Origin of the sequence: Mesorhizobium sp. M1B.F.Ca.ET.045.04.1.1 (assembly GCF_003952465.1) — a bacterium.
GTDB classification, from domain to species: domain Bacteria; phylum Pseudomonadota; class Alphaproteobacteria; order Rhizobiales; family Rhizobiaceae; genus Mesorhizobium; species Mesorhizobium shonense.
On record NZ_CP034448.1, the window covers coordinates 2,526,960 to 2,552,980 of the forward strand.

Annotated in this window: 20 protein-coding genes; 15 read left to right on the top strand and 5 right to left on the bottom strand. The window is 64.2% G+C overall.

Features of this window, described 5'->3' with window-relative positions; translation table 11 throughout:
• Positions 1–8 precede the first annotated feature (8 nt).
• On the top strand, positions 9–446 hold the full coding sequence (locus tag EJ071_RS12420; RefSeq protein ID WP_126098126.1) for a hypothetical protein: 438 nt from the start codon (positions 9–11) through the stop codon (positions 444–446).
• A gap of 30 nt (positions 447–476) precedes the next feature.
• On the opposite strand, the gene EJ071_RS12425 is transcribed toward EJ071_RS12420, so the two are convergent.
• The 4 genes from EJ071_RS12425 to EJ071_RS12440 form a co-directional block, all read right to left on the bottom strand.
• Positions 477–1,247, bottom strand: a complete 771-nt coding sequence (locus EJ071_RS12425) for a LuxR C-terminal-related transcriptional regulator (RefSeq protein ID WP_126098127.1) — start codon at positions 1,245–1,247, stop codon at positions 477–479.
• Positions 1,244–1,954, bottom strand: a complete 711-nt coding sequence (locus EJ071_RS12430; RefSeq protein ID WP_126098128.1) for a helix-turn-helix transcriptional regulator — start codon at positions 1,952–1,954, stop codon at positions 1,244–1,246. The genes EJ071_RS12425 and EJ071_RS12430 overlap by 4 nt, the downstream gene beginning before the upstream one ends.
• 530 nt (positions 1,955–2,484) lie before the next feature.
• On the bottom strand, positions 2,485–3,516 hold the full coding sequence (locus EJ071_RS12435) for a histone deacetylase family protein (RefSeq protein ID WP_126098129.1): 1,032 nt from the start codon (positions 3,514–3,516) through the stop codon (positions 2,485–2,487).
• A gap of 41 nt (positions 3,517–3,557) precedes the next feature.
• Entirely contained in the window at positions 3,558–4,211 is a 654-nt protein-coding gene (locus tag EJ071_RS12440; protein ID WP_126098130.1) for a TetR/AcrR family transcriptional regulator, read from the bottom strand.
• Positions 4,212–4,466: 255 nt separating this feature from the next.
• Between EJ071_RS12440 and EJ071_RS12445 the strand changes: the two genes are divergently transcribed.
• From EJ071_RS12445 to EJ071_RS12490, 9 genes are all read left to right on the top strand, one after another.
• The gene (locus EJ071_RS12445; protein ID WP_126098131.1) at positions 4,467–6,146 is read left to right on the top strand and encodes an amidohydrolase; all 1,680 of its coding nucleotides are present in this window, start codon (positions 4,467–4,469) and stop codon (positions 6,144–6,146) included.
• A 126-nt stretch (positions 6,147–6,272) separates the two neighbouring features.
• A complete protein-coding gene (locus tag EJ071_RS12450) occupies positions 6,273–7,367 on the top strand; it encodes an ABC transporter ATP-binding protein (protein ID WP_126098132.1) in 1,095 nt (364 codons plus the stop codon).
• A complete protein-coding gene (locus EJ071_RS12455; protein ID WP_126098133.1) occupies positions 7,367–8,287 on the top strand; it encodes an ABC transporter permease in 921 nt (306 codons plus the stop codon). The genes EJ071_RS12450 and EJ071_RS12455 overlap by 1 nt, the downstream gene beginning before the upstream one ends.
• Complete coding sequence (locus EJ071_RS12460; protein WP_126098134.1) at positions 8,280–9,077, top strand: ABC transporter permease; 798 nt, start codon at positions 8,280–8,282, stop codon at positions 9,075–9,077. The genes EJ071_RS12455 and EJ071_RS12460 overlap by 8 nt, the downstream gene beginning before the upstream one ends.
• Before the next feature lie 21 nt (positions 9,078–9,098).
• Positions 9,099–10,133, top strand: a complete 1,035-nt coding sequence (locus EJ071_RS12465; RefSeq protein WP_126098135.1) for an extracellular solute-binding protein — start codon at positions 9,099–9,101, stop codon at positions 10,131–10,133.
• A gap of 66 nt (positions 10,134–10,199) precedes the next feature.
• Positions 10,200–11,396 carry a serine hydrolase gene (locus tag EJ071_RS12470; RefSeq protein WP_126098136.1) on the top strand — a complete coding sequence of 399 codons (1,197 nt, stop codon included), beginning with the start codon at positions 10,200–10,202 and terminating at the stop codon, positions 11,394–11,396.
• A gap of 31 nt (positions 11,397–11,427) precedes the next feature.
• Positions 11,428–12,606, top strand: a complete 1,179-nt coding sequence (locus EJ071_RS12475) for a serine hydrolase (RefSeq protein WP_126098137.1) — start codon at positions 11,428–11,430, stop codon at positions 12,604–12,606.
• 316 nt (positions 12,607–12,922) lie between these two features.
• Positions 12,923–15,241, top strand: coding sequence for a Tex family protein (locus EJ071_RS12485; RefSeq protein WP_126098138.1), 2,319 nt, complete (start codon positions 12,923–12,925; stop codon positions 15,239–15,241).
• Between the two features lie 65 nt (positions 15,242–15,306).
• Positions 15,307–15,501 (top strand): hypothetical protein, encoded by a 195-nt coding sequence (locus tag EJ071_RS12490; RefSeq protein ID WP_126098139.1) that lies wholly within the window; start codon positions 15,307–15,309, stop codon positions 15,499–15,501.
• Here the strand turns inward: EJ071_RS12490 and EJ071_RS12495 are convergent, their stop codons facing one another.
• Entirely contained in the window at positions 15,502–16,413 is a 912-nt protein-coding gene (locus tag EJ071_RS12495; RefSeq protein WP_126098140.1) for a LysR family transcriptional regulator, read from the bottom strand.
• 106 nt (positions 16,414–16,519) lie between these two features.
• Between EJ071_RS12495 and EJ071_RS12500 the strand changes: the two genes are divergently transcribed.
• The 5 genes from EJ071_RS12500 (at position 16,520) to EJ071_RS12525 (ending at position 25,989) form a co-directional block, all read left to right on the top strand.
• The gene (locus EJ071_RS12500) at positions 16,520–17,710 is read left to right on the top strand and encodes an acyl-CoA dehydrogenase (RefSeq protein WP_126098141.1); all 1,191 of its coding nucleotides are present in this window, start codon (positions 16,520–16,522) and stop codon (positions 17,708–17,710) included.
• A gap of 409 nt (positions 17,711–18,119) precedes the next feature.
• The gene (locus EJ071_RS12510) at positions 18,120–21,470 is read left to right on the top strand and encodes a transglutaminase family protein (RefSeq protein WP_126098142.1); all 3,351 of its coding nucleotides are present in this window, start codon (positions 18,120–18,122) and stop codon (positions 21,468–21,470) included.
• Positions 21,471–21,476: 6 nt separating this feature from the next.
• Positions 21,477–23,888: a circularly permuted type 2 ATP-grasp protein gene (locus EJ071_RS12515; protein ID WP_126098143.1), complete on the top strand. Its 2,412-nt coding sequence runs from the start codon at positions 21,477–21,479 to the stop codon at positions 23,886–23,888.
• A gap of 6 nt (positions 23,889–23,894) precedes the next feature.
• A complete protein-coding gene (locus EJ071_RS12520; protein ID WP_126098144.1) occupies positions 23,895–24,770 on the top strand; it encodes a transglutaminase family protein in 876 nt (291 codons plus the stop codon).
• Between the two features lie 127 nt (positions 24,771–24,897).
• Positions 24,898–25,989 (top strand): DNA topoisomerase IB, encoded by a 1,092-nt coding sequence (locus EJ071_RS12525; RefSeq protein WP_126098145.1) that lies wholly within the window; start codon positions 24,898–24,900, stop codon positions 25,987–25,989.
• The last annotated feature ends 32 nt before the right edge of the window (positions 25,990–26,021 follow it).

Below are 26,021 nucleotides of genomic sequence, written 5' to 3' on the forward strand. Positions count from 1 at the left end.
TGTAATCCATGAACCGGCAACCACACGCCAATTCACGCGAGCAGATCGTCGCCAGCTCCATCCAGGACGTGGTCGGCGAGTTGCGCCTGATCGAGGTCGCCGACTACATCGCCTTCATCCGGCTGGAGCATTTCGCCTGCCTGTCGGACCTGGTGGACTCGGCCGCGGAACTTTACTTCCAGCCGGGCACGCTCAGGCTTGGCCATGGCGGCGAAGCGCATGTCGACTGGACGGGCCATCCGCGCATCGTGCTCGATCTCGAGCTTCGGCCGCGCGGCGTCACTGTCTACTTCCAGCTGACGCTGAGCGGGCAGGGGGCGTCCGTGGTCGTCAACTACGTGTCTTTCGAGAAGCCGGGCGAGACGCCGGAGCACAACACGGCCCTGCTCGAGGACGCGATCGATGAGGCGCGCATCCGCAGGACCGAGCCGCTCGCCTACCCCTGAGAATAGAGCGTGGACGCTGGCCCAAGCGAGCTATTCGATCAGGCCGAGACGCAGCGCCTTGGCGACAGCCTGGTTGCGGTTGACCGCGTTGAGCTTCTGCGTCGACTGGGTCAGATACTGGTTGGCGGTGTGCACCGACAGCTTCAGGAGCTTCGCGATCTCCTCGCTGGTGTTGCCATTGGCGGTCAGCTTCAGGCATTCGAGCTCGCGCTTGGAGATGGCGCGCGTCCTGCCGGTCTCGCCTGGACGGATGCGGGCGACCGCGGCGAACAGCGCAAAGCAACGCGCGTGGATTTCGCAAAGCGTGTCGTCCGACAGCGTGATGTCCGGCCCCAGGAAGACCACCAGCCCGCACTGGCCGCGATCCGCATGCACCGGAAAGGCGATGCCATTGGTGCCTGGCGCCGGCGATGAGGCTGCCTCGGGCCATGTCAGGCTCTCCAGCGTCTGCCGCGAGCCGGCCATGTCGTCGTCGGCCCACCAGCGCGGCGTCGTCGAGATGCGGCTGTGGCGCACCATCTCCTCGCCGCTGGCGCCCGAGATGAATTTGGTCGTGACGGCGGTCGACGGATAGTCGGAATCGAAGCAGGCGACGAGGCGGGCGCGCTCCAGCGAAGGGCTGACGAAGAACAGCCCGAAGCTGGAAGCGTTGATGTCGACGGCAATCCAGCGGCATCGGCGCACGGCATCCGGGATGGTCACCGCGTGATGCGTCTCCGATCCGAGCGAGAAGGCGCCGAACGGATTGCGCTGATCGTTGAAAAGGGCGGCCGCGGCCTCCCTGACCTGTGCGTGCTTCAAATGATGCCGCTCCTGATCGCGGTCGCAATCGCCATCGCGCGGTTGCTGGCCGCGAATTTCTGGATGGCATGCGTGATGTAGCTGTTGACGGTGTTCGACGAGACACCAAGGATGAGTGCCACCTCGTCGGTGGTCTTGCCTTCCGACACCCAGAACAGGCATTCGCGCTCGCGGTCGGACAGCGGATCCTGCATCGATGCCTCGGCGATCAATTGCGGGATGCTGGACAGCGCGTAGCAGCATTTCAGCTGTGCCTTCATCAGGGCCGGAAGGTCGATCTTGTCGGGCTCGGCGGCGGAAAACAGCACGAACAGGCGCTGGCGGCCGACATTCAGCCTGAGCGAGTAGATTTCGGCATGGCCGAGCACGTCGAGCAGCCTGGCCTCCTCGCCGCTCAGCAGCGCGCCGGCATCGGGCGCGTGGGCCGCGACCAGTGGTCTGGGACGTACGCCGGGAGCCGCCGTCAGCGGTCCCAGCGCAAGATTGGCAATCAGCCTTTTGCCGATCAGCTCGATGGCGTCGAAAATCCAGTTCGACGACACGATGCGCGCATCGTTGCGGTCCTGGTCGTGGACGATGGCGACCAGCATGTAGCTGTCGGCGCCGATGTCGGCAGCAAGCTGCATGAAGAAGCTGGTGAGATCGCCGCGGGACGCCAGGCGCGAGCCTGAAGCATCGGGTTGGAGAAGCGCGGCGGGACTGCTCATTTTGATATTCTGGCCGGAATCGATCCCTGTGCCCGGTGCCGGCATCAGCCAGCGTCCGGACCCGAAACGCGTCACGTTGACGAAAACACACTCAAGGGCACGCACAGCGCCCAACCAAGCCGAATCCTTTTGGGGAACGCGAAGCCGTCCGCGTCTGGTGCCGGCCGAGCGCCGGAACAAGAGACCTTGGGTGGTTGCCGCGCCCCCCGTGGACCGGCTGATTCGGGTCTAATCTACCCGCAGATGAATCCGACATCAAACGCGATTTGACAAAATCGAATCCGGTGGACTCGTGTTGCGACTCAGAGGCCGCGTCTCGCGTTACTTGGCGACGATTTCAGGGTCGAGTTGAGCCGACGACTTCGCGGTAAAGCCGTCAAAAAATATGCCCCGGGGGCATCCGAGGGCGCATGTCCTTTCGACCGGATGTGGCTTAAAGCGCGTCGCGCAGATTCAGGCGACGCGTTTCAAGTCTTTGTCTTGATGCATGTCGTTATCCCAAAACCGCTGCGCCTTTTGGGCGACATGCATCAGCGATCCTCGAAACCCGTCAGCACGCCGACGGCGTTGATGCCGATCTCCTCCACCGCGTAGCCGCCTTCCATGACGAACAGCGTCGGCAAGCCGAGCCTGGCAATGCGGCGGCCGATCTTGGGATAGTCCTCGCTCTTCAGCTTGAACTGACTGATCGGATCCTTCTCGAAGGTGTCGACGCCGAGCGACACCACGACGACGTCGGGTGCGTAGGCAGCAAGCTTGGCGCAGGCATCCTCCAGCGATGCGTTCCAGCCGTCCCAGTCGGTGCCGAAGGGCATCGGATAGTTGATGTTGAAGCCTTCGCCTTCACCCTCGCCACGCTCGTCGGCATGACCGAGGAAGAAGGGGTACTCGACCATCGGATCGCCATGCAGGTTGAGCACCTGGACGTCGCCGCGGCGGTAGAAGATCTCCTGCGTGCCGTTGCCGTGGTGGTAATCGACGTCGAGGATCGAGACGCGTTTGGCGCCCTGGTCGCGGAACCATTGCGCGACGACGGCGGCGTTGTTGATGAAGCAGTAGCCGCCCATGAAGGCGGCGCCGGCGTGATGGCCGGGCGGCCGGCAGAGCGCGAAGGCGGTCCGCTCGCCGCCCTTGACCAGGGCTGCGGCCGTCAGCGCGACGTCGTAGGATGATTTGATCGCCGCCCAGGTGCCTTCGACGAAGGTGGCGCCGGCATCGAAGGAATAATAGCCGAGCAGGGCGTCGATGCGCTTCGGCGGCACGTCGCCGCGCAGCCCGCGCGTCGGCCAGGTGAAGCCCATGGCCGTGCCCTTGAAGCCGGCGGCGACCCATTCCGGCCACACGGTCGGCAGGAAATCAATGTAGTGCGCCTCATGCACGCGCTTGGCGGCGGCAAGGTCGTGCTCGACCGGACCGATGATCGGCCCAAGCTTCTCGCTCTCCACCCTTGCCTTGACGAATTCGGCCCGCGACGGCTTCTCGAACCCAGGGACAATCGCCGACGTGACCAGTTCCATCTGCCCGGCATGACCGGCATGAAGCGGCGAATAGACAGTCTTCATAGGAATTCCCCAGGAGTGCGAAATCAGTTGGAAGTGTGAAATCAGTCGAGGTTCAGATGGGGGCTCACAAGAGCCAGCCACATGGCTTCCACATCGTCCTCGATGAGGTCGAATGTCTTGCGATCTCTCTTCAGCCCCACAAGCCTGCAGGCGTGTCCGACCTCCATCATCACCAAGCCCAACCGCTTGGCGGTCTTTTCTTCAAGGGCCGGGTTCACATGCTGCAACCAGGCTGCGTAGAGGGCGATGATCTGCTTGTCATATTCGTCCTGGATCGGCCTGAGGTCGGCGTTGCCGGATATGGCCTCGATCACCGGCATCAGCGTGGCGTTGTCCAGGTAGAGCCTGGATGTGTCGATGAAGAGCTTGCGCACTTCGCGCCGAAACTCGTCACGATTGGCTGGCCGGGGGACGTTGATGCGCTTCCGGATGATCTCAGGAAAAGACGACAGCCAGCGCCGGGCCAGATCCAGAAGAATGGCTTCCTTGTTGGGAAAGTATTGATAAACCGAACCGACAGACAAGCCCGCGCGTTGCGCGATGGCGAGCGTCGTCGGCGTTCTGGTTCCCTGCTCCCGCGTCAGGATCAGCGCCGCGTCGAGAATCCTGTCGACCACCTTGCTTGACCGTTTTTGCCGCGGCTGCTTGCGTGGTTCAAGCGCTATCCTGGTCTTACGGTCGAGACTGCGCTTCACTTTTCGGTCCCCTCGTTCCCCGCCCGGCCTCAACACAGACGCGGGGTGCTGTCCACTATACATTCCAAATTCCGGCTGTTGACAAACGCGAATAAACAGTCGCATTCTTTATCCACGCTGTCTTCAGAGATAACAAGGGGAATTTCGGAGACGCGCACCGGCATCATATTTTCCAAGACCCCACTCCAGTGGTGTGGCGGGTCGCTGGGCGGGCGTTGCCGGTTCTCGGTCAGTCATCAAAAGCGCGGAGTCGCGATGTCGGTCACGGGTGCGGGTCACAATGCGGATTTGATCGTCATCAACGGTCGTGTACTGACCATGGACGAGGACAATCCCGCCGCCGAGGCCGTTGCCGTCAAGGACGGCGCCATCGTCGCCATCGGCAGCCGCGCCGCTGTCGAACGGCTCAAGGGACCGGCAACAAAGGTCATCGACGCCAAGGGCGGCTCCGTCCTGCCTGGTTTCATCGAGGCCCACATGCATCTGTTTTCAGGTGCGGCCGAGCTTGCCCATTTGCAGCTGGCGGGCGTCCACGGCTTCGAAGCGCTGCAAAGCGCGATCCGCGACCACGCGCAGACGCGTCCCGATGCCAAGATGCTGGTCGGGCAGGGTGTCGACTACACCGTGCTCGGCAGCGAGCGGGTGACGCGTCACCATCTCGATGCGATCCTGCCGGACCGGCCTTTTGCTATGGCCGCTCCCGACCACCACACGATGTGGGCCAACACCATGGCCTTAGAGATGGCGGGGGTTTTGCAGGGACAACAGCTCGGCCCGGGCAACGAAATCGTCATGGGGGATGATGGCCTGGCCACCGGCGAATTGCGCGAGGGCGAAGCGTTCGGTCCGGTGCTCGACCTTGCCGGCGAAAGCCGTGTGCGGCTGGGGCTGGCGACCGGCGGTGAGCCGGACCCAACGCCGTCTGCGGAAGAACGTGCCGCCGATCGCGATATCATGCGGCGCGGACTTGCCTGGTGCGCGCGCCACGGCATCACCTCCGTCCAGAACATGGATGGCAACCTCTACCAGCTCGAACTGCTGGCCGAGATCGAGGCCGAGGAGGGGCTGGCTTGCCGCGTGCAGGTCCCGTTCCACTACAAGAATTTCATGACGCTCGACATGCTCGACAAGGCGTCAGCCATGGCCGAGCGCTACGACAGCGAATGGCTGTCGTCGGGCATCGTCAAGGTGTTCTATGACGGCGTGCTCGATTCTTGGACGGCTGTCATGATCGAGCCCTATGCCGACCGTCCGGACTGGATAGGGGAACCGCTTTTCACACCGCAGCAGTTCATCGACCTTGCGGTCGCCGTCGACAAGCGCGGCCTGCAAATCGCGGTGCATTCGATCGGCGACGGCGCCGTGCGCGCCGTGCTCGATGGTTATGAGGCGGCCGAGCAGGCCAACGGCAGGCGCGACAGCCGGCATCGGGTCGAGCACATCGAGGTGATCACCGCTGCCGACGTGCCGCGCTTCCAGAATCTCGGAGTCATCGCCTCGATGCAGCCGCCGCATCCGCCGGGCGCCATGGGCTTTCCCTTGGAGCCGACGGTGTCGCGCATCGGCGCCCCACGCTGGCCGCTAAGCTATGCCTGGCGGACGCTGAAGAATGCCGGCGCGCGCATCGTCTTCGCCTCGGACTGGCCGGTATCGCCGATCGATCCGATCCTGGGCATTCAGGCGGCAGTGTTGCGCAAACCCTGGGCGGAGACCGATCCTGATCAGAGCTTCTCGCTGTATGAGTCGATTGCCGCCTACACCGTCGAGGGCGCCTATGCCGAGTTCATGGAACATCGCAAGGGTAGGCTGAAGACCGGATACCTTGCCGATATCGTGGTTTTGTCGGCCGACATCGAGACGACCGCGCCGGAAGCACTGCATACGGTCCGGCCGGTGACGACGATTTGTGGTGGAAAGGTCACGTATCAAGCCTGACGGTGGCACAGGAATTGCTTTTTAGGTCCAGTCAAAGCTCCGCAGTTGCCAAGCCGATTGGCTTGTGGTGACAATCAAACAGGAACAAACCTGCCGCCAAGAGCAGGCTCTCTCAATGGGGTAATCGTGCCGGAACAACCGGATAAGAACGCGATCGAAGTTCGCGGTGTACGCAAGGTATTTGGAACCGGTGAAAATCAGGTAGCCGCTCTCGACACGGTTTCGGTGTCGATCCGCGAGAACGAGTTTTTCACCCTGCTCGGCCCGTCGGGATGTGGAAAGACGACGCTGCTGAGATTGATTGCCGGCTTCGATTTCCCAAGCGCCGGCGAAATCCTGCTGCACGGCCAGGACATCGCGCCGCTGCCGCCCTTCAAGCGCCCGGTCAACACGGTCTTCCAGAGCTATGCGCTGTTCCCGCATATGACGGTGGCCCAGAACATCGGCTTCGGGCTGGAAATGCTCGGCAAGCCGAAAGCCGAGATCGAAGCGCGCGTCGCCCAGATGCTGAAGCTGGTCAAGATGGAGGCGCTCAAGGCGCGCCGCACCAGCCAGATCTCCGGCGGCCAGCAGCAGCGGGTGGCGCTCGCCCGGGCGCTGGCGCCGCAGCCGAAAGTGCTCTTGCTCGACGAGCCGCTCTCGGCGCTCGATTACAAGCTGCGCAAGGAAATGCAGATCGAGCTGAAGCGGCTGCAGCACGAGACGGGCATCACCTTCATCTTCGTGACCCACGACCAGGAAGAAGCGCTGACAATGTCGGACCGCATCGCGGTGATGTCGGCCGGCAAGATCCTGCAGGTCGGCACGCCCTGGGATATCTACGACAAGCCGGCGGAACGCTTCGTCGCCGACTTCATCGGCGAGACCAATTTCCTCACCGCGGCCATTACCGGCATGGGCAACGGCAAGGCGCGCGCGACGCTCAAATCCGGCACCACAATCGAGGCGACCGTGGCCGATGGCTTCCAGCCGAAGGGCAATGCGACCGTGGTGGTGCGGCCGGAACATGCCAAGCTCAGCAACAGCAAGGGCGATCTTTCGGGGACGGTCGAGAACATCGTCTATTTCGGCACCGACACGCATATCCATGTCCGGCTGGACAGCGGCGAGGCCTTCACGGTGCGCCAGCAGAATACGCGCAGCGCCGGCTGCGGCTTCGAGCGCGGCGCCACGGTCGGCATCACTATCGGCAACGACGCGGCGCAGGTGCTGAGGGACTGATGGCCACCGCGGAACAAGTCGCCAAGGAAGCCGAACGGCAAGATATCCGCACGCGCTGGCTGTTGTCGGCGCCGGCGCTCATCATCATCTTTCTCGCGGCAACGGGCCCCTTGCTGATCGTGCTCGTCTATTCGTTCCTGCTGCCGGGTCCCTATGGCGACGTGAAATGGCAATTCTCGCCGGAGGCCTGGGTGTCGGTGTTCATGGAACGCGATATCTTCGACGACACGCTTTCGCTCGCGGCCGCCCATGTCACGATCTTCTGGCGCTCCATCAAGCTGGCGATCGTGACCACGATCGCCACTTTGGCGCTTGGCTTTCCTACTGCCTATTTCATGGCGACGCGCAGCGAAAAGACGCGCGACATCTGGCTGTTCCTGATCACTATACCGTTCTGGACCAACCTTTTGATCCGCACGTTCGCCGTGCTGCAGATCATCCGCAACGAAGGCATCATCAACACGATCCTGCTCAAGCTCGGCATCATCTCCCAGCCGATCCAGATGCTTTTTACCGATACCGCGATACTGATCGGCATGGCCTATGTCTACCTGCCGCTGATGGTGCTGCCGATCTATGCCAGCATGGAAAAGCTCGACTTCCGGCTGGTCGAGGCTGGTTACGATCTCTATGCCAGCCGTTTCCAGGTGCTGAGGCGTATCATCTTCCCGCTGGTCAGGCCGGGCGTGATCGCCGGCTCGATCCTGGTCTTCATTCCTGCGATCGGCGCCTATGTCACGCCCAGCGTGCTCGGCGGCGGCAAGAACATGATGCTTTCCAACCTGATCGAGCTGCAGTTCGGGCAGGGCCGCAACTGGCCGCTCGGCTCGGCGCTGTCGATCGCCGTGATGATCATCGTCATGGTGGCGCTGCTTGCCTATGTGCGCAATGCCGGACGAGCGGAGACGCGGCATGGCTAATTTCTCCATCAAGCATCAGCCAGGCTTCACCGCGATCGCGGCGACCTGCTTCGTCGTTCTCTATTTGCCGATCGTCGTGCTGGTCATCTATGCGTTCAACGCCGCCACCTCGACCTCCGAATGGGGTGGCTTCTCGCTGAAATGGTTCCAGTCGGCGTGGCAGAACACGCAAGTCATCGACGCCACCTTGCTGTCCTTCCAGATCGGCTCCGTCGCCGCCGTGCTCGCGACCATCGCCGCCACAATGGCGGCGCTCGCGACGACGCGCACGGCGCCCTATCGGGGACTGACCTTCAAATATGCAGCAATCAACCAGCCGCTTATGGTGCCGGAGATCGTCACCGGCGTGGCGCTGCTGATCTTCTTCTCGCGCATCAAGATATTCACCGGCTATTCCGGCCTCGGTTATCTCATCGCGGCGCATACGGCATTCTGCATACCCTTCGCCTACCTGCCGATCCGGGCGCGGTTGGAGAACATGGACCTGACGCTGGAGCGCGCCGCCGCCGATCTCTACGCGACGCCCTGGCAGACCTTTCGCCGCATTACGCTGCCGCTGCTGTGGCCCGGCATTCTGGCCGGGCTGATGCTCGCTTTCGTCATCTCGCTCGATGATGTCGTCATCACCGAGTTCGTCAAGTCGGGCGGCCAGGATACGCTGCCCACCTACATGCTCGGCCAGATACGCCGAGGGATAACGCCTGAGATCAACGCGATATCGACCGCTTTCCTGCTGCTCTCGGTCGCCATCGTCACGTTGTTTTTCTTCATCAGCAGGAAACAAGACTGAACCGATAATGGGAGTTAAGACATGAACTGGAAGACAACAGCTACCGCCGTCGGGCTGGCGTTGCTCGCTTCGACAAGCTTGGCCCGCGCCGACGGCGTGCTGAACATCTACAATTGGGGCAACTACACCAGCCCCGACGTGATCAAGAAGTTCGAGCAGAAATACAACGTCAAGGTGACCATCACCGATTACGATTCGAACGACACGGCGCTGGCCAAGGTCCGCCAGGGTGGCACCGGCTTCGATATCGCTGTGCCCTCGCAGACCTTCCTTCCGATCTGGATCAAGGAGGGCCTCCTGCTCGAGACCGACCCCGGCAAGATGGAGAACTTCAAGAACGTGGCGCCGGAATGGGCCAATCCGGAATTCGATCCGGGCCGCAAATATTCGGTGCCGTGGGCCTGGGGCACGATCGGCGTCGTCGTCAACACCGACGCCTATAAGGGGCCGGCCGATTCATGGGGGATCATCTTCAACGCACCGGACGAGTTGAAGGGCAAGGTCAACGTCGTTCCCGAAATGAACGACGTGATCTTCGCAGCGATCAAATATCTCGGCGGCCAGCAATGCACCGACGACAAGGCGGTTCTCAAGAAGGTGCGCGACACGCTCGTTGCCGCCAAGCCGAACTGGATCGCTATGGAATACAACACCATCGAGAAGATGGGCGCCGGCGACTTCAAGGCGACCAGCGACTGGAACGGCTCGGCGCTGCGCCAGCGGCTGGCCAACCCGGCCATCCACTACAACTACCCTAAGGAAGGTTTTGGCCTGTGGAGCGACAATGTGGTCGTCCTCAAGGAAGCCAAGAATGTCGAGAACGCCAAGCTGTTCCAGAATTTCATCATGGATCCGGAAAATGCCGCCGGCCTTTCGGCTTTCCACCGCTACGCCAACGCCATCACCGGTTCCGACAAATACATGCCGGCCGACATGAAGGACGCGCCGGAAGTGATCATTCCGGCTGACGCGAAGCCGCGTGGCGAGTTCCAGCGGATGTGCGCTCCGGAAGTGCAGGATATCTACACCAAGATCTGGACCGAACTGCAGAAGTAAAACGCGTCCCGACGGACCCGGCGGCACACGCCGCCGGGTCGCGTCCATGTCGTCGGGAAGTTCATCATGACCTCTTACCGCAACTCCGATCCGCGGCCGCCGATCATGCAGGGCTCGCCGCCCGTCATGGTACCGCCCAAACTCGATTGGGACAGGGGGCCCTGGAATCGCTGGGCCTTCCAGAATATCCGCGAGGTCCTGCCGACCGTCGAAGTCTGGCGCGGCCATGGTCATCGCCGTCGTCTCGAGCGCGCCGAGGTCGATCTCGATGCACTGCCGGTGGTGGACAGCACGGGTGCTGCGACGACACTCGCCGGATTGCTCGACGAGACCTATGCCGACGGCTTCCTGGTGCTCAAGGACGGCAGGATAGCCTATGAGCGCTATTTCAACGGCATGGACGAGCGCACACTGCATCTGTCGCAGTCGATGGCGAAGTCGGTGACCGGATCGGTGTTCGGCATCCTGGTCGGACGCGGCCTTTTCGACCCCGCCAGGCTGGTGACCGATTATCTGCCGGAGCTCGGCGAAACCGCCTGGGCCGGCGCTGCCGTGCAGCAGGTGCTCGACATGACGACGGGCGTGCGCTTTTCCGAGGAGTACACCGATCGCTATTCCGAAATCGGCCAGGTCGATGTCGCCACGGGCTGGAAGCCGATCCCGCCGGGCAGCGATCCAGACTTCCAGTGGCCGTCGCATCTGTTCGAGCTGATCCTGCGGCTGAAGGACAAGGTGCGGGAGCATGGCGAGGCCTTCGAGTACCGCTCGATCGAGACGGATGTGCTTGCCTTCATCATGGAGCGGGTGAGCGGCAGGCGCCTGGCGCAGCTTGTCTCGGAAGAACTCTGGCAAAAGCTCGGCGCCGACGAGAGCGCATGTTTCACGGTCGACAGCGCCGGCTATGCGCTGGCCGATGGCGGCTTCAACGCGACGCTGCGCGACTATGGCCGCTTCGGCCAATTGATCCTCGACAATGGCGGCGGCGTGATCCCGGCCGACTGGATCGAGGCGACGCGCACCGGCAAGCATGGGCCGAATTTCAGCCCGAGCCTGCCGGACGGCAGTTATCGCAACCAGTTCTGGATCGAGGATTCGCGCTCGCGCTCGCTGATGTGCCGCGGCGTGTTCGGCCAGATGATCCATATCAGTTGGGAGCACCGGATGGTCGTGGTGAAGCTCTCGACCTATCCGGATTTCCTCAACGCCGCCTATTCGGTGGCGACGCTGAAGGCGGTGCACGCCATAGCGGCGGCGCTCGCCTGAAGATCAGAGATAAAACACCCGGGAGACAATCGTGACCGGCAAGACTGCGTTCGAGACCAAATACGGCTTTTCCCGAAAGGATGTGCGGCTCGACAACTGGCGGCTGAGGCCTTTCAGCCAATGGTCGTTCCAGAATGTCGGCGAACTTGTCCCGTCGGTGCATGTTGCCGCCGCGCCCGGCGGAGAGGCGCAGGCGAAGCCTCTCGGTGCGCTGCTCGAAGAAAAGGTCTCGCTTGCTGGCGGGCCCGAAACCGTCGAGGCTTTCCTCAAACGCTCAGACACCGATGGGCTGGCGATCGTTAAAGGCGGCAAGCTGGTCGGCGACTGGTCGGCACCGCACATGGCGTTCGGAGCGCGGCACATCATCTTCTCGATCAGCAAGTCGGTGACTGCCATTCTCGCCGGCATTCTGGAAGGCGAGGGGGTGTTCGATCCTGAGGCGCCGGTAACGCGGTACATCCCCGAGGCCAAGGGGTCGGCCTATGGCGATGCCAGCGTGCGCAACGTGCTCGACATGACGGTCAGCCTGGATTTCGAGGAGGCCTATCTCGATCCGGAAAGCGCCTTCGCCCGCTATCGCCGCGCGACGCTGTGGAATCCCGGCGGCGGGTCGGAAAGCCTCGCGGCGTTCCTGTTGACGCTGCAGCGTCTGGCCGAGCCGCATGGGCAGACCTACCGCTACCGCTCGCCCAATTCGGATATGCTCGGCATCCTGGTGGAGCGAGCCTCGGGCAAGCGCGTCAGTGACTTGCTAGCTAAGAAACTGTGGCTGCCGCTGGGCGCCGCGAGCGAGATGTCGGTGACGGTCGACATGGAAGGCACGGCGCGCACCGCCGGCGGCATGTCGATGACGCCGCGCGACCTTGCCCGCATCGGCGAGATGATGCGGCAGGGCGGCACGGCCAATGGCCGCCAAATCGTGCCGGAAGCCTGGGTGCGCGATACGGTCGCCGCCGGCGGCAGCCATGAAGCCTGGCAGCGCGGCACCATGGCGTTTCTGTTCCCCAAGGGGCGCTACCGCAACAAATGGTACCAGATGGGCACGACAAGAGGCGCCTTCTGCGGCATCGGCATCCACGGGCAGTGGCTTTACGTCAATCCCAGGGACGAGGTGGTGATCGCGAAGATGTCGTCGCAGCCGGAGCCGGTGGATGATGTGCTCGACATCGATATCGTGGCGTTCTTCGAGGCGCTGAGCGGGATGGTCTGAGGGGCTTATCGAGCCGACAGTCTATGTCGGCGCTGCCCCTCATCCGCCTGCCGGCACCTTCTCCCCGTATAGTGACGGGGAGAAGGAGGATGGCCGCAACTCGGCGCTTTTCCTGCAGCGCTGGCGATTGGCGAAACCGGCGATGAGAGTGCCCCTCTCCCCGTCACTATACGGGGAGAGGATGCCGGCAGGCAGGTGAGGGGCGGCGCCAACCTTAGACCGGTTTCCTGTGGACCCCTCATCCAGTTGAAACCAACCCGGTTGGCGCAGCCGCCATCCCGGCCTATGGTCGCCGCTCTTTTCGACAGGGACCAGCATGGCATCGGACATCAAGCGCATCGCAGCAATCATCGCGGCCGAGATCGACTCGCGGCCCGAACAGGCTGCGGCGGCCATTGGGCTGCTCGACGAAGGCGCGACGGTGCCGTTCGTGGCGCGCTACCGCAAGGAGGTCACCGGCGGGCTCGACGACACGCAGCTGCGCGACCTTTCCGAGCGGCTTGCCTATCTGCGCGAGCTCGATGCGCGCCGCGAGACCATCCTCGGTTCCATCCGCGAGCAGGGCAAGTTGACCGAAGAGCTCGAGGCCAAGATCGCCGCGGCGGCCACCAAGGCGGAGCTCGAGGACATCTATCTGCCCTACAAGCCGAAGCGCCGCACCAAGGCCGAGATCGCCAGGGAGCGCGGGCTTGGACCTCTGGCCGAGGGGATCCTCGCCGATCGTTCGGCCGTGCCTGCGGAACTCGCGCTCGCCTATGTCACGGAAGAGGTGGCCGACGTTAAAGCGGCGCTCGAAGGCGCGCGCGACATCCTGTCGGAGCAGTTCGCCGAGAATGCCGACCTGGTCGGCAAGCTGCGCGCCTATATGAAGGAACGCGCCTTCCTGCGCGCTCACGTCGTCGACGGCAAGCAGGAGGCGGGCGCGAAATTCTCGGACTATTTCGACCATGCCGAGCGCTGGGCGGGCGTTCCCAGCCACCGCGCCTTGGCCATGCTGCGCGGCCGCAACGAAGAAGTGCTGTCGCTCGACATCGAGGTCGATGCCGACGACGCCTCGCCGGTGAAGCCGGTCGAGCGCATGATCGCCAATGCCTATGCCATCGGCGGCAATCTGCCGGGCGACAAATGGTTGATGGAGGTCGCCGGCTGGACTTGGCGGATCAAGCTGTCGCTGCACCTCACGCTCGACCTGATGCGCGACTTGCGCGAGCGGGCCGAGGAAGAGGCGATCCATGTCTTCGCGCGCAATCTCAAGGACCTGCTGCTTGCAGCGCCGGCCGGCTCGCGACCCACCATGGGCCTCGATCCGGGCATCCGCACCGGCGTCAAGGTGGCGGTGGTCGACGGGACCGGCAAGCTGGTGGCAACGACGACCGTCTATCCTTTCCCGCCCAGGAACGATGTGCGCGGCACGCAGGCCGAACTTGCCGCCCTCATCCGCCAGCACAAGGTCGAGCTGATCTCGATCGGCAACGGCACCGGCAGCCGCGAGACCGAGAAGCTGGTGGCCGACTTGCTGTCCAGCCTGCCTGCGGATGGCGGGCCGAAGCCGCTCAAGGTTATCGTCAGCGAGGCTGGCGCTTCGGTCTATTCGGCTTCGGCGACCGCAGCGGCGGAATTCCCCGGCCTGGATGTGTCGTTGCGCGGCGCGGTGTCGATCGCCAGGCGCTTGCAGGATCCGCTCGCCGAGCTGGTCAAGATCGAGCCGAAGTCGATCGGCGTCGGCCAGTACCAGCACGATGTCGACCAATACCGGCTCGGCCGCTCGCTGGAAGCGGTGGTTGAGGACGCGGTCAATGCCGTCGGCGTCGACCTCAACACGGCGTCGGCGCCGCTGCTGGCGCGGGTTTCTGGGCTGGGGCCGTCGCTCGCCGAAGCGATCGTCGCGCATCGCGATGCCGGCGGTCCCTTCGCCACACGCCGCGATCTGCTCAATGTGTCACGTCTCGGGCCGCGCGCGTTCGAGCAGTGCGCCGGCTTCCTGCGCATTCCGAATGGCGCGGAGCCGCTCGATGCTTCCTCAGTGCATCCGGAGGCCTATGGCGTGGCAAAGAAGATCGTCGCCGCCTGCGGGCGTGACGTGCGCTCGCTGATGGGCGACAGCGCGGCGCTCAAGGCGCTCGACCCGCGCGTCTTCGTCGACGAGCGTTTCGGCCTGCCGACGGTGCGCGACATCATCGCCGAGCTGGAAAAGCCCGGCCGCGATCCGCGTCCCGGCTTCAAGACGGCGACCTTTGCCGACGGCGTCGACGACATCAAGGATCTGAAGCCCGGTATGTTGCTCGAAGGCACCGTCACCAATGTCGCGGCCTTCGGCGCCTTCGTCGACATCGGCGTGCATCAGGACGGGCTGGTGCATGTCTCGCAGCTGGCCGATCGCTTCATCAAGGACGCGCATGAGGTGGTGAAGGCCGGCGATGTGGTGAAGGTGCGGGTCGTCGACGTCGACATCAAGCGCAACCGTATCGGGCTATCGATGCGCAAGGATGGCGATGGCGGAGCTTCGCGTGGCGGCCAGCGTGACGGTGGCGGCGGCAAGCCAGCGCCGCGCTCGCCGGCGCCGCAGCGCCAGCCGGAAAGACCGGTGCAGGGCGCGTTTGGCGCTGCGCTTGCGGAAGCGATGAAGCGGAAGTAATCTCGAATGGTTCCTTGCAATCAATAGAGCGTTATCTACCATCCGTGTGTGGAGAGACGCGCGATATGGCAAGTTTCGAGAAAGTGAGTATCCACGAGCTGGGGCGCCTTTGGGACGAGGGCATGGCGAGTGGCAGCTCGGTCGATGGAAACCAGGCTTTCGCCCGGATCAAAAGCAAGCTCGATGCGAAAGTTGCCGAAACGCAAGTCTCAATGACGCTAGGCTTACAGCTGGAAGCGGAAGCGACGAAGCGCAAATAGCTACCACGCCAGAACAGTCGGTTCCTTCTCGACTTGACCCAGCAGCCAGTCGCGGAAGCTGGCGACTGGTGGATGACCGCGTTTGTCATGCGGGACAACGAGGTAATAGGCGCTGCGGCTCTGCATCGGCTGGCCGGGCGCGGGCACCAACTGGCCGCGCTGCAATTCTCCGGCAATCAGGATTTCCGGCAGCAGTGCGACGCCGAGCCCGGCCATGCAGGCCTGGGCGACCGTGCCGAACTGCTCGAACTGCATGCCGGGACCGGTCGGCGCCTCGAGCCCCTGCTCTTCGAACCACTCGTTCCATGCGCCCGGGCGGGTTGCCATATGCAGCAGCGGCAGGCGGCTGATGTCGGCCGGCGTAGCGACGTCGCGGGTGGCGAGAAATTCCGGCGAAACCACCGGCATCACGGTTTCGCGCATCAAAAGCGTGCTGTCGGCGTCCGGCCAGTCGGGCGTGCCGTGATGAATCGCGGCGTCGAGCCGCTCGCGGGCGAAGTCGAAGCGGCCGATGCGGGTGGCGAAGTTGATGGTGACGTCGGGGTGACGGGCGACGAAATCCGGGATCAGCGGCATCAGCCAGCGCGTGCCGAAGGTCGGCAGGATGGCAAGGTTGAGGACGCCGCTATGCCGATTGCTCATCAATCCAAGCGCGGCATCGCGCAACTGGCCCAGCGCCGAGCGCACCGCCTCGGCGTAGGTTTCTCCCGCCGTCGACAGCCGGACATTGCGGCTGTCGCGCTCGAATAATCGTCGGCCGAACTGTTCCTCCAACAGGCCGATCTGCCGGCTGACGGCCCCTTGTGTTAGATCGAGCTCGCGCGCGGCGGCGGTGAAGGAGCCAAGGCGCGCCACCGCCTCGAAGGCGGCAAGGGCGCTGATGTTCGGCAAAAGGCGGCGCTGGACGTTCATGATCCATTACTAACCCTCATTGATCCGTGATGCAATTTTGTTTGATTTTTTCCATGTGGAGGCCGATAAGCCGGGCAATCCAAGATTTTGCCGGGAGCACACGGTCATGGCCGCCGAGAAGAACGCCTTCGTCTGGAACGATCCTTTCCTGATCGAGGATCAACTTTCCGAGGATGAACGCATGGTGCGCGACGGCGCGGCGGCGTTCGCCGCCGACAAGCTCGCGCCCCGCATCGAGGAAGCCTATGCCGAGGAAAAGACCGATCCCTCGATCTTCCGCGAGATGGGCGAGGCTGGCCTGCTCGGCATTACCATTCCGGAGGAATATGGCGGGCTCGGCGCCGGCTACGTGACCTACGGCCTGGTCGCGCGCGAAGTCGAGCGCATCGATTCCGGTTACCGCTCGATGATGAGCGTGCAGTCGTCGCTGGTCATGTATCCGATCCACGCCTATGGCTCGGAGGAGCAGCGCAAGAAATACCTGCCGAAGCTCGCCTCCGGCGAATGGATCGGCTGCTTCGGCCTCACCGAGCCGGACGCCGGCTCCGACCCGGGCGGCATGAAGACGCGCGCGGAGAAGACGACGAACGGCTACAGGCTTTCCGGCTCCAAGATGTGGATCTCCAACGCCCCGATCGCCGACGTCTTCGTCGTCTGGGCGAAGTCGGCAGCACACGACAACCAGATCCGCGGTTTCGTGCTGGAAAAAGGCATGAAGGGGCTTTCGGCGCCGAAAATCGGAGGCAAGCTCAGCCTGCGCGCGTCGATCACCGGCGAGGTGGTGATGGAAGGCGTCGAAGTCGGCGAAGAGGCGCTGCTGCCCAACGTCTCGGGCCTGAAAGGACCGTTCGGCTGCCTCAACCGCGCGCGCTACGGTATTTCCTGGGGCGCCATGGGTGCCGCCGAGGATTGCTGGCACCGGGCGCGGCAATACGGCCTCGACCGCAAACAGTTCGGCAAGCCGCTCGCCGGCACGCAGCTCTTCCAGAAGAAGCTCGCCGACATGCAGACCGAGATCGCGCTCGGCCTGCAGGGTAGCTTGCGCGTCGGCCGGCTGATGGACGAGGGCAAGATGGCGCCGGAGATGATCTCCATCGTCAAGCGCAACAATTGCGGCAAGGCCCTCGACATCGCCCGCCAGGCTCGCGACATGCATGGCGGCAACGGCATCCAGATCGGCTACCACGTGATGCGCCACGCGCAGAACCTGGAGACGGTGAATACCTATGAGGGCACGCATGACGTGCATGCGCTGATCCTGGGAAGGGCTCAAACGGGTATCCAGGCGTTTTTCTAAGCCGGCTAACCCATCCGCTTCGTCATCCTCTGGCGGAGCAGAAGCGAAGCAAAACTGGAGCCGCCGAGTTCCTTCGCGCCCCCCTCTGGCCTGCCGGCCATCTCCCCCTCAAGGGGGGAGATCAGATATTCGCCGGCTTTCGCCAATCTCCGGCGTTGCAGGAAGGCGCCGGCGACGAAGCTGCCAATCTCCCCCCTTGAGGGGGAGATGTCCGGCAGGACAGAGGGGGGTGCTGTCCCGCCAGCGTTGGCTCTGTGCGGCTGCAACGCTTTGTCGTCAGCGAGCGGAGTGCTCTGTTTCGCGATGCTATGATAGTTGCTTAAATTAGGTGCAGCGCAACATCTCTGCTTGGAGAATGCCCAGGACTTGTGTCAGGGTCTGGCGGTAAAACGCCATTCTCCGGGGCACCATGGCAATTCTGGCAGCCGTCCATCACTTGACCCACTACAAATACGACCGGCCGGTGGTGCTCGGTCCCCAGGTGATCAGGCTGCAGCCGGCACCGCATTCGCGCACCAAAGTGCTCAGCCACTCGCTGAAGGTCGAGCCGAAGGACCACTTCGTCAACCTGCAGCAGGACCCTTACGGCAACTTCCTTGCCCGCTTCGTCTTCCCGGAGCCGGTAACGGAACTCAAGATCGAGGTCGATCTCGTCGCCGACATGACGGTCTACAACCCGTTCGACTTCTTCGTCGAGGAGGCGGCCGAAAACTTCCCGTTCGACTATCCGGAAGAGATTAGAGAGGACCTCGCCATCTACCGGACGCCGGAGGCGGCGGGGCCGTTGCTGTCGAAATTCTTGCAAAGCATCGACCGCAGCCCGAAGAACACCGTCAATTTCCTCGTCGACCTCAATGCTCGGCTGCAGCGCGAGATCGCCTATATCGTGCGCATGGAGACCGGCGTCTTCTCGCCGGAGGAGACGCTGGCCGCGGCCAAGGGATCGTGTCGCGATTCAAGCTGGCTGCTGGTGCAGATCCTGCGCAACCTCGGCATCGCCGCGCGCTTCGTGTCCGGCTACCTGATCCAGCTCAAGCCCGATCTGGTTTCGCTGGACGGACCGGCTGGAACCTCGGTCGATTTCACCGACCTGCACGCCTGGTGCGAGGTCTATATTCCGGGCGCCGGCTGGATCGGCTTCGATCCGACTTCCGGCCTGCTCACGGGCGAAAGCCATGTGCCGCTGGCGGCGACGCCGCATTACCGCAATGCCGCGCCGATCTCGGGCATGGCGAGCTTCGCCAATGTCGATTTCGACTTCGACATGCGGGTCGACCGCATCGCCGAGCATCCGCGCATCACCAAGCCGTTCTCCGACGAAAGCTGGCAGGCGCTCGACGCGCTGGGCAACAAGGTCGATGCCGCGCTGAACGAAGGCGATGTGCGCCTCACCATGGGCGGCGAGCCGACCTTCGTCTCGATCGACGATTTCGAGTCCGCGGAATGGAACACGGCGGCCGTCGGTCCGACCAAGCGCGACAAGGCGGACCGGCTCATCCGCAGGCTGCGCGAGCGCTTCGCGCCAGGCGGCTTCCTGCATTACGGCCAGGGCAAATGGTATCCGGGCGAGAGTCTGCCGCGCTGGACCTTCTCGCTCTACTGGCGCACCGACGGCGAGCCGGTATGGAGTGACCCTTCGCTGATCGCCCGCGAAAAGAGCGAGGGCGATATCGGCCCGCAGCAGGCCGAAAGCCTGCTCAAGGCGATCGCCGGCGAGCTTGGCATCGAGAAATCGATGGTCGGCGAGGCCTATGAGGATCCGGCCGAATGGCTGCTCAAGGAGGGCAAGCTGCCGGACAATGTCGATCCGTCGAATTCCAAGCTGGAGGATCCGGAAGAACGCAGCCGCATGGCGCGTGTGTTCGAGCGCGGCCTGACCAAGCCATCCGGCTACGTGCTGCCGGTCCAGCGCTGGAACAGCCAGGCCGCGGGGCAACGCTGGCGTTCGGAGAAATGGAACACCCGGCGCGGCCGGCTGTTCCTGGTGCCAGGCGATTCACCGGTCGGCTACCGCTTGCCGCTTGGCACGCTGCCTTACGTGCCGCCGGCGCAATTCCCCTACATCGTGCCGGTCGATCCGTCGGTGCCGCGCGGGCCGCTGCCGGCGCGCGAGGCCATCTTGCCGGAAGCGCCAGCGGGCGGCGCCGATGAAACGGCGCGGCAGCAGACGGAAGCCTCCTTCACGGCGGCCACCGCGCAGCAGGACCGTGTCGAGCAGCAGCTCACCGAGATCGGCGGAGCGGTGCGCACCGCGCTCACCGTCGAGCCGCGCGACGGACGGCTTTGCGTGTTCATGCCGCCGGTCGAGGCGTTGGAAGACTATCTCGAACTGGTGGCGGCGGCCGAGAATGCGGCGAAGGCGATCGGCCTGCCGGTGCATATCGAGGGCTACAGCCCGCCGCACGATCCGCGCCTCAACGTCATCCGCGTGGCGCCCGATCCCGGCGTCATCGAAGTGAACATCCACCCGGCCGCCAACTGGCAGGAATGCGTCGCCACGACGACCGCGATCTACGAGGAAGCCCGGCAGTCGCGGCTTGGCACCGACAAGTTCATGATCGATGGCCGCCACACCGGGACCGGCGGCGGCAACCATGTCGTGGTGGGCGGCGCGACGCCCAACGACAGCCCGTTCCTGCGCCGGCCGGACCTGTTGAAAAGCCTGGTGCTAGAATGGCAGCGGCATCCCTCGCTCTCCTACCTGTTCTCGGGCCTGTTCATCGGCCCGACCAGCCAAGCGCCGCGCATCGACGAGGCGCGGCACGATTCGCTCTATGAGCTGGAGATTGCGCTGGCGCAGGTGCCCCATCCCGACAAGGGCGAGGCGCCGTTGCCGTGGCTGGTCGACCGGCTGTTCCGCAATCTCTTGACCGACGTGACCGGCAACACGCATCGCTCGGAAATCTGCATCGACAAATTGTTCTCGCCGGACGGCCCCACCGGCAGGCTTGGCCTGGTCGAATTCCGCGGTTTCGAGATGCCGCCCAATGCGCGCATGTCGCTCGCACAGCAGTTGCTGGTTCGCGCCATCATCGCACGCGCCTGGAAGAACCCGCTCGATGGCCGTTTCACGCGCTGGGGCACTTCGCTGCACGACCGTTTCATGCTGCCGCACTATGTCTGGGCGGATTTCCTCGACGTGCTGGAGGATTTGAAGCTCAACGGCTTCGAGTTCCGCCCGGAATGGTTCGCCGCGCAGCTCGAATTCCGCTTCCCGTTCTGCGGCGAGGTGCAGCACGCAGGCGTCAGGCTGGAGCTGAGACAGGCGCTGGAGCCCTGGCACGTGATGGGCGAGCAGGGTGCCATCGGCGGCACCGTCCGCTTCGTCGATTCTTCGGTCGAGCGGGTGCAGGTGAGAACGGAAGGCCTCAATCCTGAGCGCCACGCCATCGTCTGCAATGGGCGCATCGTGCCGATGAAGGTGACCGACAACCGCGAGGTCGCGGTGGCGGGCGTGCGCTTCAAGGCCTGGCAGCCGGCCTCCGGCCTGCATCCGGCCCTGCCGGTCAACACGCCGCTGGTCTTCGACATCTATGACCGCTGGTCGGGCCGTTCGGTCGGCGGCTGCGTCTACCATGTCGCACATCCGGGCGGCCGCAACTACGATACCTTCCCGGTCAACGGCAACGAGGCCGAGGCGCGGCGGCTGGCCCGCTTCGAGCCGCGCGGTCATACGCCCGGCGGCTATGTGCTCACCGCCGAAGAAGCTTCTGAAGACTTTCCCATGACCCTTGACCTGAGACGCCCGGCGAGACTCTGATCGACCATGGCAAAGGGGAATCAGAAACGGGCGGGCAGCAGGCCGCGGACGCGGAGCCTGCTGAGGCTCTATCGGCCGATCGACGGCGTCGTCGACGAGATGGTCGACGCCACAGGCAATCCCCGCCCTGCCTGGCGGTCCTTCATCGAAGCGCTGGACGAACTGGGGGCGGAAACGCTCGGACAGCGTTTTACCCGCGCCGACCAGTATTTGCGCGATGCCGGCGTCTATTACCGCGTCTATGACAAGGCCGGCGCCAACGAGCGCGAATGGCCGCTGGCGCATGTCCCGCTGCTGATCGACGAAAAAGAATGGGCCGAGATCAGCGCCGGCCTGGTCCAGCGCGCCGACCTGTTCGAAGCGATCCTGGCCGATCTCTACGGGCCGAACCGGCTGATCGAGAAAGGCATCCTCCCGGCAGGGCTGATCGCGGCCAGTCCGGAATATCTGCGCCCGGTCGTCGGCGTCCGTCCGGCCAGCGGTCATTTCCTGCATATGGTCGCCTTCGAGCTCGGTCGCGGACCGGATGGCCGCTGGTGGGTGCTGGGGGACCGCACGCAGGCGCCGTCGGGCGCCGGCTTCGCGCTGGAGAACCGCGTCGCCACCACACGCGCTCTGTCCGACATCTATGGCGAGCTGCATGTGCACCGGCTTGCCGGCTTCTTCCGCCGCTTCCGCGACGCGCTGAACGGCATGGCGAAGGATTCCGGCGGCCGTGTCGCCATCCTGACGCCCGGGCCGCTCAACGAGACCTATTACGAGCATGCCTATATCGCGCGCTATCTCGGCATCATGCTGCTCGAGGGCGAGGACCTGACGGTGTCCGGCGGCCGGCTGATGGTGCGCACCGTTTCGGGGCTGATGCCGATCGGCGTGCTGTGGCGGCGCCTCGATGCCGCCTTCGCCGATCCGCTCGAGCTCAGGCCGGACTCGCAGATCGGCACGCCGGGGCTGGTCGAGGCAATCCGTCGCGGCACGATCTCGGCCGTCAATGCGTTGGGTTCAGGCCTGATGGAAACCCGAGCGCTGCTTTCCTTCCTGCCGAGGATCGCGCGCGAGTTGCAGCGCGAAGAGCTCAAACTGCCGAGCATCGCCACCTGGTGGTGCGGGCAGGAGATCGAGCGCGACCATGTGCTGGCCAATATCGACCGCCTGGTGGTTGGCCCGGCGCTGTCGACACGGCTCGCTTTCGAGGACGACGGCGCAACGCAGCTCGGTTCGGCGCTTTCGGCAGGGGAACAGGCGGCGCTGATCGCGCGGATCGAAGCCGACGGCGCCGGCTTTGTCGGCCAGGAAGCGGTGACGCTCTCGACGACGCCGGTCTTTGTCGGCGGTGTGCTGGAGCCTCGGCCTGCCAGCCTGCGCGTCTACCTGGCGCGAACACAAGAAGGCTGGACCGTCATGCCCGGCGGCTTTGCCCGCGTCGGCTTCTCGCTCGACCCGACGGCGATCGCCATGCAGCGCGGCGGCCAGGCGGCGGATGTCTGGGTGGTCAGCGACAGGCCTGTCGAACGCGAGACGCTGCTGCCGCAGGAGACTGACGGCTTCACCCGCACCATGCCCGGCAGCCTGCCGAGCCGCGCGGCGGAGAACCTGACCTGGCTCGGCCGCTATATCGAGCGCTCGGAAGACACGGTACGCATCCTGCGCGCCTATCATGTACGGCTGGCGGAGACCTCCGACCCCGAGATGCCGCTGCTTGCCGACATCAGGGACTATCTCGAACCGTTCGGCATCGAGGTCGAGCCGGCGATCCCGCTCGGGCTGATCAGCACGCTGGACAGCGCCGTCTACAGCGCCGGCCAGATCCGCGACCGCTTCTCGCCGGACGGCTGGCTGGCGCTGAAGGACCTGTCGAAGACCATTCATCAGTTCGCCGAGACCGTGGCGCCCGGCGACGACGCGACGCGGGCGATGACCGTGATGCTGCGCAAGCTTGCTGGCTTTTCCGGCCTGCTGCACGAGAACATGTACCGCTTCACCGGCTGGCGCTTCCTGGAGATCGGCCGCCGGCTGGAGCGCGGCATCCAGATCGCCCGCACGCTGGCACGGCTGACCGGAAACGGCGCGCCGGACGGCGCACTCGACATGATGCTGGAGATCGGCGACAGCGTGATGACCCACCGCCGGCAATATCCGGTGCAGGCCGGGCGGCGCACGGTGATCGACCTTCTGGCGCTCGATCCGCTCAACCCGCGCTCCATCCTGTTCCAGCTCGAGCGGTTGAAGGCCGAGATCGGCATGCTGCCACCCGTCGGAGGCGAGGGACACATGTCGCCCGCGGCGAAAGAAATCCTGCAGCTCAACACGGCAATCGCGGTGATGGAGCCCCACGACATGACCGTGAAGGTGCTCGACGAACTCGCCAACCAGATCGGCGATCTCTACAGCAGCCTCGCCAAGGGCTATTTCGGGTAGGCGGCAATGCTCTACGACATCAGGCTCCATCTGCACTACGATTACGCGGCCGCAGCCGGCGGCGGCCGGCATCAGGTGCGCGTCTTGCCGCAGACGGTTCCCGGCGTGCAGAGGGTTATCGCCGCCTCGTTGTCCTTCGCGCCGACGCCGGCCGAGCGGGCGGATTTTTCCGATTTCTTCGGCAACAACGTCACCGCGATCGCCTTTCGCGACGCGCATGAGGAGCTCGACATCAGGATGAGCGCGCGGGTGTCGGTCTCGCGGCCGGAGCCGGGGCTGGACGTCTCGCCCGACATTCACGGCTTGAGGGCGGAACTCGATGCAGTGCGTTCGCTATCGCCTGCCGCGCCGCATCATTTCCTCGCCGCCAGCGATCACGCCGGCATCGACGCAGCGATCAGCGCCTATGCGCGGGAGAGCCTTGCAGGTTCGACCGTCGCCACAGCGGCCGATCTCTGCAACCGCATCCACCGCGATTTTGCCTATGACGGCGAGGCGACCACCGTGCAGACACGGGCCAGCGACGCCTTCGCGCTGAAACGCGGGGTCTGCCAGGATTTTTCCCACATCATGATAGCCGGGCTGCGCGGGCTGGGTATCCCCGCCGGATATGTCAGCGGCTTCCTGCGCACCATTCCGCCGAAAGGCAAACCGCGGCTCGAAGGGGCGGATGCCATGCATGCCTGGGTCAAGGCCTGGTGCGGCCGCGACGCCGGCTGGCAGGAATTCGACCCGACCAACGGCATGCGGGCGAGCAACGACCATATCACCGTCGGGTACGGCCGCGACTATTCCGACGTGGCGCCGATCGTCGGCGTGCTGAAAACCACCGGCGGCCAGGTCGGTGAGCAGGCCGTCGATGTCATTCCGGTCGCTGCCTGAAAGCTGCGTGGTTGGCATCGGTCGCGATCCGGGCTGCGCCATCGACGGGCTGGGGGCGCGCTTTGGGAACGGTGGAACCAGCTGCCTGTTGCGCCGCTTATCTACGGACCAGTTCCGTGGAGCCATCATGCTGCAACGAGCACAATCGTCCTCCGGCCGCCCGACGGGTGGGGAGGAAATGCAAAGGAACGGGGCGCAAGGTTTCGCCGATCGCGCCTCGCTCAGCTATGTCAGCGACGCCGATCCCGGCATTCGCCGATTGAGAAAAGGAAAGGGATTTTCCTACCTCGGCCCGAACGGGAACCCGGTGAACGCGGCGACGCTCGCCCGCGTCAAGGCGATCGTCATTCCGCCGGCGTGGACGGACGTATGGATTTCGCCCGATCCGAACGGCCATATCCAGGCGACCGGCCGGGATCAGCGCGGACGCAAGCAATACCGCTATCACCGGCAGTGGACCGAAGAGCGGGACGGTGTCAAATATTCCAGTCTCGTTGCTTTTGCCGAGGCGTTGCCCGATCTCCGGCGCCAGATCGATGCTGACCTGCGCCGGCATGGCCTGTCGCTGGAACGTGTGGTCGCCTCGGTGGTCTGGTTGCTCGACAACACCATGATCCGCATCGGCAATGCCGCCTATGCCCGCGACAACAAGAGTTTCGGTTTGACCACTTTGCGCGACCGCCATGTCGAAATCACCGGCTCCAGCCTGCGGTTCGCCTTCAAGGGCAAATCCGGCAAGGAATGGAAGCTGAGGCTGGTCGACCGCCGCGTAGCCAAAATCGTGCGCGGCGCCCAGGACCTGCCCGGCCAGAAATTGTTCCAATATCTCGACGAAGGCGGCGATCGGCGACCGCTGCGGTCGGAGGACGTCAACCGCTACATCCGCGAGGCGTCCGGCTCGGAGTTCAGCTCCAAGCACTTCCGTACCTGGGGCGGCACCATCCATGCGGCAGCGCTGTTTGCGCAGGCAGAGCTTCCAGAGAGCGTGACCCAGCGAAAGCGGGTGATGAACGGCATCGTCGACAAGGTTGCCGAACGGCTCGGCAACACGCGAGCCGTCTGCCGCCAGTGCTATATCCATCCACTCGTCTTCGAGGCGTGGTCCGAAGGGAAGCTGCTCGACGAAATGGCGGAAGCCAACAAGCGAAAGCGTCTTATACCGGGCCTCGACGAGGAGGAGACGCTGGTGCTCAGATGGCTCAAGGCGCGCGGAGCCTGACGAATGGCAGGCGGACAAGGTAAGCCCGTGAT